This window comes from Gaoshiqia sp. US2 (assembly GCF_059705485.1).
In genome coordinates this window covers 5,653,278-5,668,644 of record NZ_AP048550.1, presented here as the reverse complement: position 1 = coordinate 5,668,644, position 15,367 = coordinate 5,653,278, and the positions used below count along the sequence as shown (strand labels likewise).

General features: G+C 43.6%; 10 protein-coding genes and 1 pseudogene. 2 read left to right on the top strand and 9 right to left on the bottom strand.

Annotation, left to right across the window (positions count from 1 at the left end):
* Nucleotides 1–9 precede the first annotated feature (9 nt).
* The 4 genes and pseudogenes from AC6H3C_RS22825 to AC6H3C_RS22810 all read right to left on the bottom strand — a co-directional run bounded on the left by AC6H3C_RS22825 (nucleotide 10) and on the right by AC6H3C_RS22810 (nucleotide 3,719).
* Nucleotides 10–1,011, bottom strand: a complete 1,002-nt coding sequence (locus tag AC6H3C_RS22825; protein ID WP_497517882.1) for a FecR family protein — start codon at nucleotides 1,009–1,011, stop codon at nucleotides 10–12.
* Between the two features lie 54 nt (nucleotides 1,012–1,065).
* Nucleotides 1,066–1,701, bottom strand: a complete 636-nt coding sequence (locus AC6H3C_RS22820; protein ID WP_497517881.1) for an RNA polymerase sigma factor — start codon at nucleotides 1,699–1,701, stop codon at nucleotides 1,066–1,068.
* Nucleotides 1,702–2,079: 378 nt separating this feature from the next.
* A pseudogene (locus tag AC6H3C_RS22815) lies at nucleotides 2,080–2,169 on the bottom strand (helix-turn-helix domain-containing protein); the annotation flags it as partial.
* Between the two features lie 389 nt (nucleotides 2,170–2,558).
* Nucleotides 2,559–3,719: a phage integrase SAM-like domain-containing protein gene (locus AC6H3C_RS22810; RefSeq protein ID WP_497517880.1), complete on the bottom strand. Its 1,161-nt coding sequence runs from the start codon at nucleotides 3,717–3,719 to the stop codon at nucleotides 2,559–2,561.
* A gap of 349 nt (nucleotides 3,720–4,068) precedes the next feature.
* Between AC6H3C_RS22810 and AC6H3C_RS22805 the strand changes: the two genes are divergently transcribed.
* Complete coding sequence (locus tag AC6H3C_RS22805) at nucleotides 4,069–4,341, top strand: hypothetical protein (RefSeq protein WP_497517878.1); 273 nt, start codon at nucleotides 4,069–4,071, stop codon at nucleotides 4,339–4,341.
* A 60-nt stretch (nucleotides 4,342–4,401) separates the two neighbouring features.
* Here AC6H3C_RS22805 and AC6H3C_RS22800 read toward each other — a convergent pair whose 3' ends face one another.
* The 5 genes from AC6H3C_RS22800 to AC6H3C_RS22780 form a co-directional block, all read right to left on the bottom strand.
* On the bottom strand, nucleotides 4,402–5,133 hold the full coding sequence (locus tag AC6H3C_RS22800) for a GntR family transcriptional regulator (protein WP_497517876.1): 732 nt from the start codon (nucleotides 5,131–5,133) through the stop codon (nucleotides 4,402–4,404).
* A gap of 218 nt (nucleotides 5,134–5,351) precedes the next feature.
* Nucleotides 5,352–6,101, bottom strand: a complete 750-nt coding sequence (locus AC6H3C_RS22795; protein WP_497517875.1) for a DUF3823 domain-containing protein — start codon at nucleotides 6,099–6,101, stop codon at nucleotides 5,352–5,354.
* A gap of 21 nt (nucleotides 6,102–6,122) precedes the next feature.
* Nucleotides 6,123–8,078: a RagB/SusD family nutrient uptake outer membrane protein gene (locus AC6H3C_RS22790; protein ID WP_497517873.1), complete on the bottom strand. Its 1,956-nt coding sequence runs from the start codon at nucleotides 8,076–8,078 to the stop codon at nucleotides 6,123–6,125.
* A 13-nt stretch (nucleotides 8,079–8,091) separates the two neighbouring features.
* A complete protein-coding gene (locus AC6H3C_RS22785; RefSeq protein WP_497517872.1) occupies nucleotides 8,092–11,265 on the bottom strand; it encodes a SusC/RagA family TonB-linked outer membrane protein in 3,174 nt (1,057 codons plus the stop codon).
* Nucleotides 11,266–11,791: 526 nt separating this feature from the next.
* Entirely contained in the window at nucleotides 11,792–11,977 is a 186-nt protein-coding gene (locus AC6H3C_RS22780) for a hypothetical protein (RefSeq protein WP_497517871.1), read from the bottom strand.
* Nucleotides 11,978–12,210: 233 nt separating this feature from the next.
* On the opposite strand from AC6H3C_RS22780, the gene AC6H3C_RS22775 reads away from it, so the two are divergent.
* Entirely contained in the window at nucleotides 12,211–15,351 is a 3,141-nt protein-coding gene (locus AC6H3C_RS22775) for a GH92 family glycosyl hydrolase (RefSeq protein WP_497517869.1), read from the top strand.
* Nucleotides 15,352–15,367 lie beyond the last annotated feature (16 nt).

Here is a 15,367-nt window from a genome sequence, read left to right as displayed (position 1 = left end):
TTTTTTAATTTATTTGGCTTTCTTTATAATTAATTTTCTGTCAGTTAATGTATATTCAATTTTTGTTGTCAGTTTTATAATATCAAGTACTTGCCAGATGGTTTCTTTATTCTTAAATTTTCCGGTGTACCTAATCCCGGATAATTCCTTGTCCGCAAATGTAATTTCGACATCATACCATCGTTCCAATCTTCTGGCAAACTCAGAAAATTCGATATTCTCAAAAACAAATTCATTGTTTTTCCAGGATGACTCAATTTCAGGGATCGATCTGGCTATCGTATATTCATGCTTTTCTTTCGAAAAAATAAACTTCTGGTCAGGCTTCAACTCCGCTATTTCTGCGTTTTCTTTTCCCGAATTATTTAAAATTTCAATTTTTCCTTCTTCCAGAGAAGCTTCTGTCCGGTGAAAATCTTCATAAGCCATGACGTTGAATTTCGTTCCTGTAACCTTGATATCAAAGTCATTTGTTTTTACTACAAAGGACTGACCATTGTTCCGGGTTACATCGAAAAAAGCCTCGCCTGACAACTTAACCCATCTTGCTTTTTGTAAGAAATTTGCCGGATAACGCAGCTTGCTTTCTGAATTTAACCACACTGTAGTTCCATCCGGAAGATGCAATTGTGACTTCTGTCCCTTGGGCACTACAACTTCGCAATAGTTCTCAACCACAGGCACCGGCTTTTCCCGGACAATATTTTGCATGAACCAGAAAGAAACAAAACCAATCAGGAAAATTGCTGCATATTTCAGCCCTGCATAACTAATTCTTTGTTTTTTCAATTGTCCGTCTGACCTGTATCTTCTGGAAATCAACTTATGCCAATGATCTTTTGTTAATTGATCCATAGGAAAATCGTAGTTCCTTTCAAATTCAAAAAACTCATTTTTAAGTTTTTTATCATTTTGAAGAGCGTTGTATAATTCTCCTTCTTCTTTTACACTGATTTTCCCGGTGTAAAATTTTTTGATCAATTCAGAATAGGATGTTTGTTCAGAGTCCATTTTTTTTGCTTGTTATAATTGTTACATCAAGAGCAAAAAAAACCCGCACGTTTTTTAAAAAAATGTGAGAAAAAAATGAAGGTTGGTTATTTTTCGTTCGCCTCCAAACGCTAATTCACTTTTCAAACGCTTCATTGCCCTGGAAAGATGTTTTTCGACCGTCTTAATATGAAGACCTGTTATTTCAGTAATTTCCTTATTCTTTTTATGTTGAAATTTACTCAGCACAAAAACCTTTTGAACAGATTCACCCATCGTTGAAATAATGGCCATTACTTCTTTCTTGATTTCAGCCCGAAGATACTCTGCTTCTTTTTCCTCCAGAAAACTAAGCATATAGAGATTCAATGACGGATTGTCGTATTGAATAAAGTCAAGGTATTTTTGTTCAACCTTTTTATGTTTGATATAATTAAAGCATGCATTACGGGTCATTTTAAACAGATAGGATTTTAACAGACCCTCGCTGGTGATTCTTTTCGTGTTTTTAAAAAGTGCAATAAATACATCCTGGGCGATGTCCCTCGAATCTTCATCGTTATTGGTCATGCGAAAGGCAAAAAGACGGATACGCGGAAAGTATTTCCGGAAAACATACTCAAAGGCGGCCCCGTTTTCAGCACGTAATCCTTCTATGAGTTTATTCCCATCAAATCCCTGATACGATTCGCTGTTAACGTTCTCTGACATATAACTCGTTGATTAGTTTTAGCTTGTGAAAATAAGCATTTTTATCCGTTTTAGAATGTTGAATATTCAAACTATGACGTTCATACATTAAGGAAAATTACGAATGTTTCCGACAAGGGAGTAGTTATCGCCAGTATAAAGCAGTGGATTAAACCTGATCATTCTATTGTTTTAAAGAGATTAAAGGTTTAGCATCAACGAAAAGAGCCGATACTGTAAATTGATACGGGCGCTTTTCTCTTTACAGCCTAACCCGCACCGTCTTGCGACGAAGCGGGGTGATAACAAAAACAAATAACTCATTTTTTATTTTTCTTATTGCGTTCTGCATGGAAACGGCTAAAATAGGTCTCAATAAATTTCAAGACATCCGACTCTTTATAGAATCTTATGAAATGTCATTTGAAAAGGTAGGTCGCCTGATGAGCAGTAACGTTGCAATGTTCGCATGCTGATATTGAGCATCCGGCAGACATCTTAGTTGTCCAGCAGTTTTTCTCCATCAAATAAAGGAACTTCCTCATCGGAATCATCCAGCTTGCCAACGATCTCACCAGCCATGACAGGCTGCGCTGCATCCAGTTATCGAAGTATTTCTTATCTATAACATAACAGTAGCTCTTTCATTGAATTACTGCAAACATCGTGACCATTATGATGCCTGATATAGAAGTCGGTACGGCTTTTTTGTTTTCTGTCGGACTAATATTAGACTGTTTACACGATTGCTTTTTTGAAAAGCAACAACAAAAAAATATGCGGATACTCGGGATTAGTCTATTTATTTGTTTATCTTTACAACAGAGTTATTTTGAAAGTATAAAAAATGAAGTGTAATAAGGCACTTTTTCTCCTACTTATCTGTTGCCCTTTTTCTTTTCGATATCGCCTAATTGGTTGATAATTATCTTATTAAAAGAATAATTTACTAATGTGGCATAAGAATGCCGGGCAGTGTATGTGCTCAATGATTCAATTCCTAAAGTTGTTCCGATCTTTTTTAATCGCTTATTACAAAGTTTGGTGACAGCTTTTATCACGTCTTTTTCCTCAAAGGGTGTTTCCTTACCTGTAAGATATTTAAAAATATATTCATCCGGTTTTTGGGATTTATTTCCCCATCTCTGGATAATTTTATTCATTTCAGGAGTCAAAATCGCGCATACTTCTTTTTTTACCTTGGACGTTCTGGATGTTTTTGCACGTAAAAAGCAAATCTCGCCATTCCGTATATTGGCATATTTGAGCGTAAGCATATCCGCAAAGTTAATACCATTGCACAGATAGGAGAAAAACCACAGGTCTCGATATTTCTCGGTCGTTTCTTTTCCGTCAGCATAATTAGCAATTGATTTTATTTGTTGCAATGTAAGTGCCAGTTTCCGACCTGTTCCCGTTGTTATTTCATACTTACCATTTCCAAACGGATATTGATTTTCCTTGATTATGCCAGCCCTTTTTGCCTCATTGATAACAGAACGGATTGCACGACAATACATTCCTATGGTTGTATAGGCTCTTCCTAACTTAAGCATATACTTTTCATAGTTTCTTAGCCAATCTACGGTAACAGACAAATACGGAATATTCTCTCCTCCAAATGATTCCACACTTTTAAGAGCATCCTGATAAAATAGATGAGTTCCAACCTGTTCATTATCCAATAAAGCCTGAATCTTTACCTTAAATCCAGCATTTAAAGTATCTGAGGGAGACTTCGTCAGACGACTATTTAATGCTTCAAAGGAAAAGCCATCTTCGTACAGCAAAGTCTGAACAGTATCTTTCACAACATCAAATGAATTTTGAATATCCAGTCGCACAGAAATCATTTTCTTACTCTTGGTATCTGGTAGTTTCTCCCATCCTTCTGACGTCATATATTTTCCGGTCGAATAATACTTGCGGATACGCTGAAACGTTACACGTATTTTGACAGGAAATAAATTGTCTTTGGTTGCCCTCCTGTCATCTAAAATAGAGGAAACGGTAACTCCACTGTTTGCATAATTGAACATAGACAGTATATTTAAACTCTAATTTGTCGTGTGCAAATCGATTGTTTGCACACAATTTGCACACAAACATAGCGATTATTTCAAAATAGGCACTATTTGATAAAATGATATTATCAAATAAAAACTTAAATATCAATAAATTAGAAGAAATATATAAACAAAAGAAAATAGAAGAAAACAGAGGTCTTAATACTCATAATCAGGGAGTCACTGGTTCAAGCCCAGTTGGGCCCACTTAAAAATCAGAGAGTTACAACGAATGAGTTGTAGCTCTTTTTTTTCACACAATTTATACTTATTTTTTTGACTGCTATTCCTAATTTGAACTCGCACCCGACTGAATATAATTATGACGGATTCAAAGGATGATTTTAGAGAATATGATGTTCGATGGGAGCATCTGCCAAAGGAAACCAGAGAAATTACTTCATTTTTCAATCTGGTTATCGATGAAGCCATTGAATCGATGAATGAGGAATTTACACCAAGCTATATCCGATGTTTCGGAAAAAAATGTCATGGGACGATTGAAACAGCCATCAGCTATGATTTGGACGAAATTTACTGGAGGTGTACCAGTTGCCCGAAAGCAGGGGTAATCAAAAATATTTTCGGAGAGTGATTGGGTGTATTCTCCTTTTTCCTGATCTGCCAAGAGATAACGAAGGTGCGAAGTACCGGTTTATTTGCGTTCGCTCTCTACCGTAAATACAAAACTATCACCACGGTAATACCCCAGGTTGTACTCAATCGGACGTTTGTTTTCGTCGTACACAAAGCGGCGGCGAAACAGGACAGGTTCTTCGGGAGAAAGATTCAGCTTCCGGCACAGGAAAGGGGTGGCTTTAATAGCGCTCAGTTCTTCGTACGAAAGGGTAGCTTTCACCTTGTATTTTTCTTCAAGAATTTCGTATAGGGGGCGGCTGAAATCATCGTTTCCGGTAATCCCAATGTCCGGGTTAAAATAAGAGATGAAGAATACAAACGGGAAATTTTCTTTTCCCCGGAGCCGTTCAAGTGTCAGGACTTTTGTTTCCGGCTTAAGGTCGAAAAATGAAAGCACTTTTGCTTCCGGTTCCTGCCAGCTCACATGAAGTTCAAAATTGTGAACGGCAATACCCAACGCTTTCATCTCCTGTGAAAAACTCAACCAGTTTTTTGCCCTGCCCGAAATGCCTGTTGTTGAAACTTTTGTCCCATAGCCTTTTTTCCGGGACAATAAACCTTCATTGACGAGCTTCAGGATGGCATACCTTAATGTGTTTCTCGAAATACCAAGTTGTTTCGAGAGTTCAACCTCGCGCGGAAGTAATTTTCCATCCTGGTATTCCTTTTTGGCAACCAAATCCCGTAAGAGTTTTTCGGCCTGCATGTGCAGAGGAGTGGAGCTGTTATGATCGACTTCAAATTTCATACGTAAAGAAAATAGGGACGCTTAAATTATAAGTTAAAAATATAAAATGTTTTTTAAAACGAAGTGAAAGAATTGGGAAGAAGATCCTTCAAAAGGAAAGTCTGCATTTGCATCCCTGCGGTAAACTTAAAATTGATCATGCCGATAAAAAACTTTCGGATGGATATCCCCGAAGAACTGGCAAGGCAGGTTCTTCGGGGGAATCAAAAAAATCAGCTTTATTTTGATGTTATTTCTTTAACCGTTGTATAGTTGTACACGTTGGTACTGTTCACTTGTTTATTGATTCTGGCTCCCACTCTCAGGAAATATTTTCTCGGGTAAGAAGGAAATGTTCGTTGTGAACCGGTACCGATACCGCCCGGCCAGCCTGTGGTTATGCTAACTGTTTGCCCCAGTGCAGGTAAGGTTGCGCCGATCAGTTTGGTCGAATAGTTCGGACTGTAACTGAAGTCGCCAACGTATTGTGTTTCGCTGACAAACAACCAGGTTTCGGCCAAAGCTTGCTGGTAGTCGGGATTTGAGGTGCCACGGGTGATTTTCACCTGAACTGTTGCCGTACCGTCGGTGTTGACAACAGGTTCTCCAACCCACTCGATGCGCAGAAACGGTTCAACTTCGTAATTTTTTTCAACCGTGCCTTTAATGTCAATTATTTCTTCCTGAAGGGGGACGAATGCTCCATCCGGCTTTACACCGTATCGGCCTTCAAATACCTTCGTGTTGCTAAACGTTCCGTCCATCATGCAATACATGTAATATGGCGTTGGATTCTCGCTCCAGCTGTATTCCATCATCGTAATTCGGATGCCTGTATTTCCAATTGCTGTTTGGAAAGGTTCTTTGGTTGTCGCATCAACAAAAGATCCTTTGAATGTTTCGGCCGGGGCGTCATAGTTGTCATCTTCACAAGATACCATGCCTGCGAGGAGAAGGAGTAATAATGCGAAATATGCGATATTTTTCATATTCATAAATTTTGAATTGGGTTAAAAACCAGGATTCTGTTTGCAATTCGGGTTCTTGTTTATTTCCGAAGCCGGGATTGGTTGATAGTAATATCTTGTATCAAACGTGTAGATATACTGGTAACCTGCACGCGGTTCCTGAAACTTAACAGACAGGAAATATTTTTGTGCATCGGTTGAGTAGAACGAGTTGAGAATCCGGAAACGCCTGTTATTCTGTTCTTCGTAAAGAACCCTCCAACGCTTAAGGTCCCAGTAGGTTTTGTTCTCGAAAGCAAGTTCTTTGCGGCGTTCGGTACGAATGATCTGAATGTTGCTAAGTTCGGTTTCGCCTGAAAGCAATGTAGCGCCGGCGCGTTCGCGGATACTGTTGATATTGGTGTAGGCTACCGTGCGATAATTATCGCCGGAAACGCCAGCCAGGAGCAACTCATAGGCGGCTTCGGCCTGGTTCAGCAGAACTTCGGCATAACGGATTTCGATCCAGCTTTGGGTGGAATTGAAGCCGTTGGTTGTACCGCTCTCTCTCAGGTACTTACGCAGATAGATGCCACCCACATTACCAAAATCCCAATTGGATACCGGACCGTTGGCGCCTGCAGCCTTCATGCTGGTTCCATTCGGGTCGCCCGGATTGAGGCTGATGGAAGGATTTGAGCCTAAACCTGCTGCCAGTTTCAGGTTGGGATCGGTTAATTGATTACAGTTTCCGACATCGCCTTCGTTGGCCAGCGGCGGTATGCCATTGCTCGCATCGCCGGTCCAGATACCGCGGCGAATCTCGATAACCTGCCCCCTGTAAGTGTCCATCGGGAGAATTACCGTGGCGCGCAGGCGGGGTTCGGCGTTGGCGAATGCGCTTAAAGGCGAATTGAACAGGATATACTTCCCGTTGTCGTCGATGTTTTTGAAACGGCCATTCCCATCCTTGGCAATCCCGTCGAACATCTCGATGAAGTCCATGGTCGGATTGACTTCCGAATCGTTGCCGCCAGATTTCGTCTGGTTAGGTTGCACCGATTGGTCGTAATCATGCGTGGTATTGGTCATGTCGTAATACTTGACAAAGATGTTCTCAGAAGTTTCGCTCAGGAACAAGTTTTTGAAATTGTTGTACTGGGCAACCGGGTCGTCTGCCTTCCAAAGACCTTTGTACAACGAATATTTATTTGATCCGGTAACCAGTTTGGAGGCATCGTAAGCGGCCTTAAAATAGTCGTTGGCGCGGCTTGACGGAACACCGCAAATACGCAAGGATGTGCCGTTCTGATCCTGAACCTCATTCACGGTATTGTATTTTGCAATACTTCCGGCATATAACATCGCCCGCGATTTGAATGCAGCGGCAACGTATTTGTTTACACGGCCTTTTGCCGGTGAATTTTCGGGCAGATTCTCGATGGCATAATCAAGGTCGGATGCAATAAAATCCCAGATAGCTTCTTCCGAAGCACGGAAAAGATGCGTCCCCTCCATATCGACAGAAGCCGGATAATCGACGATCGCATCGATCAAAGGAACCCCGCCGTATCGTTTTACCAGGGCAAAATACGTGTAGGCCCGGGCAAAGCGAGCCTCTGCCAGGTACGTTTTTACGGCAGACTCCTGCATGGAAGATGAATATTGGGGAACTTTCTCCAGGAGCATGTTGATATCGCGGATTTGTGAATATCCTTCATCCCAATAGGAGAACCCTTCGCTGTCGGCAGCTTGTGTGTCGCGGCCGATGGCTTCGCCGGTCAGGCAGGCCATTTGCTTATATTGTGTTGCGCTGGAGTTGAACCCTGAAGGATAGTAATATTTGAAATCTTCGATAGGAAGTCTGCTATAGATGCGGGCAATATTGCTCATTACGCCTTCATTGCTGCCGTAGATGTCATTTTCTCCCAACAGGTTTACAGGCGGAATATCCAGATCGGTACAGGCCGAAACAGCGGCGCTTAAACCTATGATCAGTAAGATTTTTTTCAGTATCATAAATTCGTTAGTTTTAAAATTTCACGTTTATACCAATTGAAAAGGTCTTGTTGATGGGATAGTTGTATCCAAGATCGGTAAGACCCGATTTGCCAGTATCATTATTTGTGTAGAACTCAGGATCCATGTATTTCAACTTCGTAAACGTAAGTAGGTTATAGGCGCTGGCATAGATTCTGACGTTTTTCAGATTGACCGGATTGAGTATTTTCCCGGGCAGTGTGTACCCGATTTCCAGGGTCTTCAGCCTGAGATAAGCCGCGTTCTGGATATTGAAATCGGACAGCGCATTTGGCGACGAACCGGTATAGCCGTATTCGCCGGTTACCCATTCTGTTGCCGGATCGTACGGGTTTGCGTTCGGATCGGCGGGATGCCAGCGGTCCATGAAATCACTGATGGCATTGGTGGTGGACCAAAGAGGTTGATACAGGAATTCTCTGGCAATGACATATTTTTTACCTGCACCCTGCCAAAGCATGGTCAGATCCAGACCTTTCCATTGAGCGTTAAAAGTCAAACCATAGTTGATCAGTGGAACCTGCCCGTTGATGGCCAGGGGGTGAACATCGAGGTCGCTGATCCAGCCGTCGCCGTTCCAATCCAAATATTCATAGTCGCCCAGGATGGAACCACGACCGATGTATACCGGATTGTAGTAGATTTCGTCCCAGCTGGTGATACGTCCGTTTCCGGCATAACCCCACCAGATGTTGTTGTAACGCTCGTTGAGCCCGTTGCGCCAATTCAGGTAAGAATTGCCCAATTCAGCCATTTCATAGTATTTTGTTTTGGTTTTTGTATAGGAGATGTTGCCTTTAATCTGGTACCTGACATCCCCGATACGATTCATATGGCTCAGTTCGATTTCAAAACCACGGTTTTGGTCGCTGTTCAGGTTTTCCTGGGGAAGATTTGCTCCTACAATACCGGGAAGACTTCCGATACGTGTGGTTAGAAGACCTGTGCGGTCTCTGTTAAAATATTCAACGGTTGCACCCAACAAACCTTCCCAGGCTGTAGCATCTACCCCGATGTTCAGTGTTTTTGCCTTATACCAGGTGATTGCCGTATTGGCCAAACCGGTATTGCTTGACGAAGAAACAAATGAGTCCCCGAAGATATATCCTGCAGGCAGCCCGGTGCGGCTTCCCGAAGCAGGGTACTGATAACCGCTCACAAATTGGTACGACAAAGCGCTGTCGTCGCCGGTTGTCCCGTATGATGCGCGGAATTTCAGGTTGTCGATGAAATTGAGCGATGAATTTTTCCAGAAGTTCTCATCCGAAATTCTCCAGCCAGCCGAAACCGACGGGAAAAATCCCCAACGACTGTTTTTCGGGAATTTGGAAGAGCCTTCGTAACGGTACGAGAATTCTGCCATATACCGGTGTTTAAAATCGTAAGAGACACGACCTACCGATGCGCGGTTGGCATAATCGTAAAGCGAACCGCTGGATGTACTCTGCCTGATCTCCTGGTTCTCGCTTATCCCGGCAAATATTTGGGGCAAAGGAAGCACCAGGTAGCGGGTACCGTAAAAATTATCTCCCTGGTAGTGTGAGTTCTCCAAAAGATTCATGGCAGATACCGAATGGTTCCCGAACTGACGCTGGTACGCGATCTGTAATTGCCACAGACTTGCGTTTTTTCCGTAGAAATAACGGGAAATCCTGCTGTTGCCGCTTTTCTGGGTATTTGCCTTATATTCGGCGCCTGTTGGCAGGTACAGGGTGTAACTCTTCGAATACTCTTTGTTGTCATTCAGGGTGTAGTCGTAACTGTACATTGATTTGAGCGAGAGTCCTTCGATAAAGGGAACCTTGTAGGTCAGGGCGGCGTTCGATTGAAACCATTTGCTCTTGTAGTTATTTTCACCAACAAGGTCCTTGTCCATCATCGCCACCGGGTTCAGAATCACGTTCCAATCCATCATGGAATATTTTTTTGACTCTTCATCATAGTAGACCTTATCCATCGGATGTTGCAGCCACATGGCCCTGACAATGTCGTTCGAACTGTAAGGCGATGATTGCCGCTCATCAACAAGGCCTGATAAATTAAGGTCGAGCTGGATGTTTTCAGTGACTTTTGCGGAGATATTGCTCCGTATGTTGTACTTTTCATAATTGATAGCATCCGTCTGAAGAAAACTGCCCTGGTATTGATACCCGATGCTGGTATAATAGGTAATCGCGTCATTCCCGCCGGTTGCGCTCAACGTATGTTGCGTTTGGGGAGCGCTGTTACGCATAACCGCTTTCTTCCAGTTAGTCGAGAGGTTTGTTCCATCGCGGTACGATGCAATCTCCTCGGCCGAATATTTGGGAACCACACTGCTGTTGTCTACATTGTGTTTCTGCGATTCGTTATAAAGGGTCATCCAGTCGGCGGCATCAACCAAATCGGGATAATTGGAAGGAGTTTGCCAGGTCATGTTCCCCGAATAACTGATATTAGCCAGCCCTGTCTTCGTTCCTTTTTTGGTAGTGATGATGACAACGCCATTTGCTGCACGCGAACCGTAAACGGCGCCCGAGGCATCTTTAATTACGGAGATACTTTCAATATCTTCCGGATCCAAACGCGACATATTGTTTCTGGGAACGCCGTCGATGATAACCAGCGGCGCACCAAAACCGCGAATATCCATCGAACTGTTAAACTGACCCGGTTCGCTGGAGTTCTGAAGAATACGAAGGCCGGAAATTTTACCGGTCAGCATATTTTGCAGGTTCTCGTTCTTGGTGGTGATGATTTCATTGTTTTTAATCGACGAAACAGCCCCTGTCAGCGTGGCTTCTTCCTGAACGCCATACCCGACGACAATGACTTCATCAATGCCTTTGGTTGCAACACCCATGACGATTTCGAAAAATGTCTTTTCTCCAACGTCTACCGTCTTCATTTCATAACCTATGTACTGAACCAACAGTTTGGAATTAGGTTTTACAGATATGGTAAAACTTCCCGAGTGATCGGTTACGACACCATTACGGGTGCCTTCCTCCAGAACTGTTGCGCCAATCAACGTCTCGCCCGAGGCATCTTTGACGACGCCGCTGATTTTTTTAGAAGACTCAGCCGGGCGGGTTGTTTGACTTGCGGCCATTATGCCTGAACTACAGATTAGTGTAATAATCAGCATAATATTACGCAAAGAAGAGAGATCGATTTTCATATTCATATTACATCATTTTAAAAGTAGTTAGTTAGAATCTTTTCATTCATTGTACAAGCGTATTCTGTGTTTTATTGAGATTTGGATTGTTGTGAGATAATAGATTCCGGACCCGATGTGGTGGAATGCAGGAGTGAAGTTTTGGTTTAAGCGTAATTCTTTTTTTCATAGGCTGTCAGTTTTTTATTCGAGAAAATAATTGGTATTTATTGTTGATTTGATTTTTGCTGGCCGGGAGTAGTGAATATCGTAGTTTGGTTGAGCATGGCGTAGGGTTTTATTCGTTCAAATAGGAAAACTGATCCTGCTTCCGGGTGGTCAGCTTTACTCCGAAATTGGTTTTTTATGAATGGCTTCATGTACATATGTAGGGCTAAACTTTAATTTGTTCATACATGATATCGCTGCAAATATATAAATATTTTTATTGGTTTTGCAAAAGAGCGATTTTTTTACGGTTGATCTGTCGTCTTGTCCCGTGGTCTGGTCTTAATTACAGACAGCCACAGGGGCAAAAAAAACGATTTGTGCTTTAATTGGCTGATTGATAAGTTAAAGAAACTGTTAATCCAAATTGTTGTATCAGATCTTTTCGAATGAATTTTTTTGAAAGAAATGGGTTTTCACCTTCAAAATACAAACGAATGCCTGCCGGGAATTGAATAGTTTGTTCTTCTGCTGAAATAAAACCAAAAAATTTTGTGAATGATTTGCTCATTGGATAAATATTAATAAGTTTGCACATATTAAATAAATATATGAACAAACACGCCAGGTGATTTTGTCGAATCTGGAGTTGTAAATGAAAATCCGGCGCGAAAGAACCATGTAAAATGTGTTTTTCATCAGGGCCTGATAGGCGGGGAGAAGTAATGAGATTTTTTAGTAAATTGAATGAAAGTGGCTTTATGTCTTTCTTGTAGGAGATTGTAAAAATTTAAATTAATCGATATGCAAAGAGTATTTCTATGTACCATCGCAATTATCCTGTTGTTTTGTTCAAATCTTCAGGCGGAACTCATCTGGAAGATCGGGACAAACGACCATTCTTCGGCTGATCTGGCCTTAGGCCCGTCGGATTACAAAAAATTCCTGAGCAAAGATTTTGGTTACGAAGACCGCTATTATTTAATAGGCAGGTCAACTGCGAAAAATGATTTCCCGTATGTATTACCCGGCCCCGACGATACCTGGGGCGGAACCTGGGGAACTTCGGGCTGGCGGACGCACGAGGTAAATATTCTGTTTGGGGTGCAGGAACTACCTTCCGGCGGAAACTGGAAACTGGTGGTTGATCTGCTGGATGCGAATCCGAAAAAGTCGCTTCTGAAAGTGAGTGTCAATTCGCAGCACAGCAAATTTTTATTACAAGGAGGAACCGACGCCTCGCTCACCGGAACAGCGGCAGATTCAGAAGAACAGGTTCTTGAAATACCCATTCATAATGGGACCATCAAAAAAGGAGGTAATTGTGTCACCATTACCATACTGGAAGGCTCGTGGGTGGTTTTCGACCATTTGCGGCTGGAAGGCCCCGATGGCGTGGTGCTGACAAACAACGACCAGGTTTTTGTCCGTTCGGTTGAAGCTGCGGTATACGAACTGCAGTCAGGAAAGAAAAGGTTTCAGCCACTGTTGGTTGATGTGGAACATCTGTCGGGAAATCCCCGTTTTGTTGTTGAACTGGATGGAAAACCGCTGTACCAGGCTGTTTTAGACACGGCCCGCTATCAGTTGGAGGCACCGATGCCTTCGGTTTCAAAAACGAAAGAAAGCAGCTATCGCATTTTGGTTGATGGGAAGGAGCTTGAAAAAGGGACCATTGTCAGGGCGCCTCAAAAATTGCAAACACCGGCCGGTTATGTCGATACGCGCATCGGGACGGCACACTCGCGCTGGATGATCGCCCCCGGGCCGTGGATGCCTTTCAGCATGGTGAAACTGAGCCCCGACAACCAGAACATGGGCTGGCAGGCCGGTTATCAGCCTACATTCGAAACGGTTGGCTGCTTCAGCCACATCCACGAATGGACCATGGGCGGGCTGGGAATGATGCCTACCAATGGCGAACTGCAAACAAAAGTCGGCGACCAGTTCGATCCCGATTCGGGCTACCGGTCGCGGATTGACAAAGCCACGGAAGAAGCGCCCCTCGGGTATTACAAGGTATATATGAACGATACGGATATTTGGGCCGAAATGACCGCCACCACCCGCTGCGGGTTTCAGCGATATACTTTTCCCAAAGAAAAAGATGGCCGGGTGATGATCGATTTGCATGTTCAGGCGGAGTATGATTACAATTTACTCGATATCGAGATTAAGAAAATAAGCGATTACCGCATTGAAGGAAAAAGCCACCAGATTTCGCCCCGCCCTACCGTATGGAGCAACGACGCCGACCAGGAATACATTGTCCATTTTGTGATTGAATTTGATCAGCCGATCAAAAAGATGGGCGGTTGGATAAACGACGAACTGGTTGGCCCGGATCAGATCAAAGGCAAAAACCTGAAAGATGCCGGGGCTTATGTGAAGTTCGACACCCAAAAATCGAATGTGGTACAGGCCCGTTCCGGCATTTCACTGGTCAGCATCGAGAATGCGGCAGAAAATCTCGCCAAAGAAATTTCGGAACCTTTTGGCTGGAACTATCATGCCGTGGTGGAAAACCAGAAAAATGTATGGAACAGCTATCTTTCAAGAATTGAGATATCGACAGACAATCGCCTTGAAAAAGTCCGTTTTTACAGCAATTTTTTTCGTTCGCTTTGCCGCAACACCTGGAGCGATGTGAACGGGGAATGGATAGCCGCTGACGAAACCAAACAAAAATTCGCCAATCCCCATCATTTGGCTTTGGGCTGCGATGCGTTCTGGAACACCTTCTGGAACCTGAACCAGTTTTGGAACCTGGTGACGCCCGAATGGTCGTCGAAATGGGTCAATTCGCAGTTGGCTATGTACGACGTGAACGGCTGGCTGGCGAAAGGCCCCGCCGGCATGGAATATATCCCGGTGATGGTGGCCGAACACGAAATCCCGCTGATTGTGGGGGCTTACCAGATGGGCATTCGCGACTTCGATACCGAAAAAGCGTTTGAGGCCATGAAAAAGATGCAGACGACACCGGCAACACAGGTGGCCGGGGGCTTTGCCGGAAACCGCGACCTGGTGCCGTACCTGAAATACAAGTATGTGCCATCCGATCTGGGACGTTTCTCCAATACCCTGGAATATTCGTACGACGACTGGACGCTTGCCCAGTATGCCAAAGCACTGGGCAAAACCGACGATTACAAGCTATTTTCAGAAAGGGGCAGTTGGTGGAAAAATGCCTTCAACCCCGAAAACGGCTATGCCCAACTGCGCGACAGCAACGGAAAATTTGCCGATCCCTTCGACCCGTTCCAGTCGGGCCGGAACCATCATTATGTGGAAGGAAATGCCTGGCAGCTAAGCTATTTTGTACCACAGGATGTTCCCGGACTTGCAAAAGTGATGGGCCGGGATGCCTTTGTTGACCGGTTGAACTGGGGCTTTGAGGCCAGCGAACCGTGGCGTTACAACGCACCCAACGACCAGTATTGGGATTACCCGGTGGTGCAGGGAAACCAGCAGTCGATGCACTTCGCCTTCCTGTTTAACTGGGTTGGCCATCCGTGGCTGACACAACGCTGGAGCCGCTCGATCATCGAAAAATATTATGGCTGCGGTTTGGCAAATGCGTACCTGGGCGACGAAGACCAGGGACAAATGAGCGCCTGGCTGATCATGGCTTCCATCGGGCTTTTCCAGACGGATGGCGGGTGCAGCGTGGAGCCGGTTTACGAAATTGCCAGCCCGCTGTACGAAAAGATTATCATCGATTTGGGAAAAAGATACAACCGGGGCAAACAGTTTACCATCGAAGCTAAAAATACTTCGCGCAAAAACATTTATGTGCAGAGCGCCGAACTGAACGGTATAAAATTGGATTCGTTCGGTTTCCCGGCTAATGAACTTTTTAAAGGCGGAAAGCTGACCCTTGTTATGGGCGACAAACCAAACAAAAACTGGGGACTTGTACTACCTGGCGAAAAAGAGGAATAACACCTTTGTCAATTGA

Bases quoted from the DNA above. Each gene is read 5' to 3' on its own strand.
- AC6H3C_RS22800 (WP_497517876.1), bottom strand. From the start codon at position 5,133: ATGAAATTTGAAGTCGATCATAACAGCTCCACTCCTCTGCACATGCAG.
- AC6H3C_RS22825 (WP_497517882.1), bottom strand. From the start codon at position 1,011: ATGGACTCTGAACAAACATCCTATTCTGAATTGATCAAAAAATTTTAC.
- AC6H3C_RS22790 (WP_497517873.1), bottom strand. From the start codon at position 8,078: ATGATACTGAAAAAAATCTTACTGATCATAGGTTTAAGCGCCGCTGTT.
- AC6H3C_RS22780 (WP_497517871.1), bottom strand. From the start codon at position 11,977: ATGAGCAAATCATTCACAAAATTTTTTGGTTTTATTTCAGCAGAAGAA.
- AC6H3C_RS22795 (WP_497517875.1), bottom strand. From the start codon at position 6,101: ATGAAAAATATCGCATATTTCGCATTATTACTCCTTCTCCTCGCAGGC.
- AC6H3C_RS22775 (WP_497517869.1), top strand. From the start codon at position 12,211: ATGCAAAGAGTATTTCTATGTACCATCGCAATTATCCTGTTGTTTTGT.
- AC6H3C_RS22820 (WP_497517881.1), bottom strand. From the start codon at position 1,701: ATGTCAGAGAACGTTAACAGCGAATCGTATCAGGGATTTGATGGGAAT.
- AC6H3C_RS22810 (WP_497517880.1), bottom strand. From the start codon at position 3,719: ATGTTCAATTATGCAAACAGTGGAGTTACCGTTTCCTCTATTTTAGAT.
- AC6H3C_RS22785 (WP_497517872.1), bottom strand. From the start codon at position 11,265: ATGAATATGAAAATCGATCTCTCTTCTTTGCGTAATATTATGCTGATT.
- AC6H3C_RS22805 (WP_497517878.1), top strand. From the start codon at position 4,069: ATGACGGATTCAAAGGATGATTTTAGAGAATATGATGTTCGATGGGAG.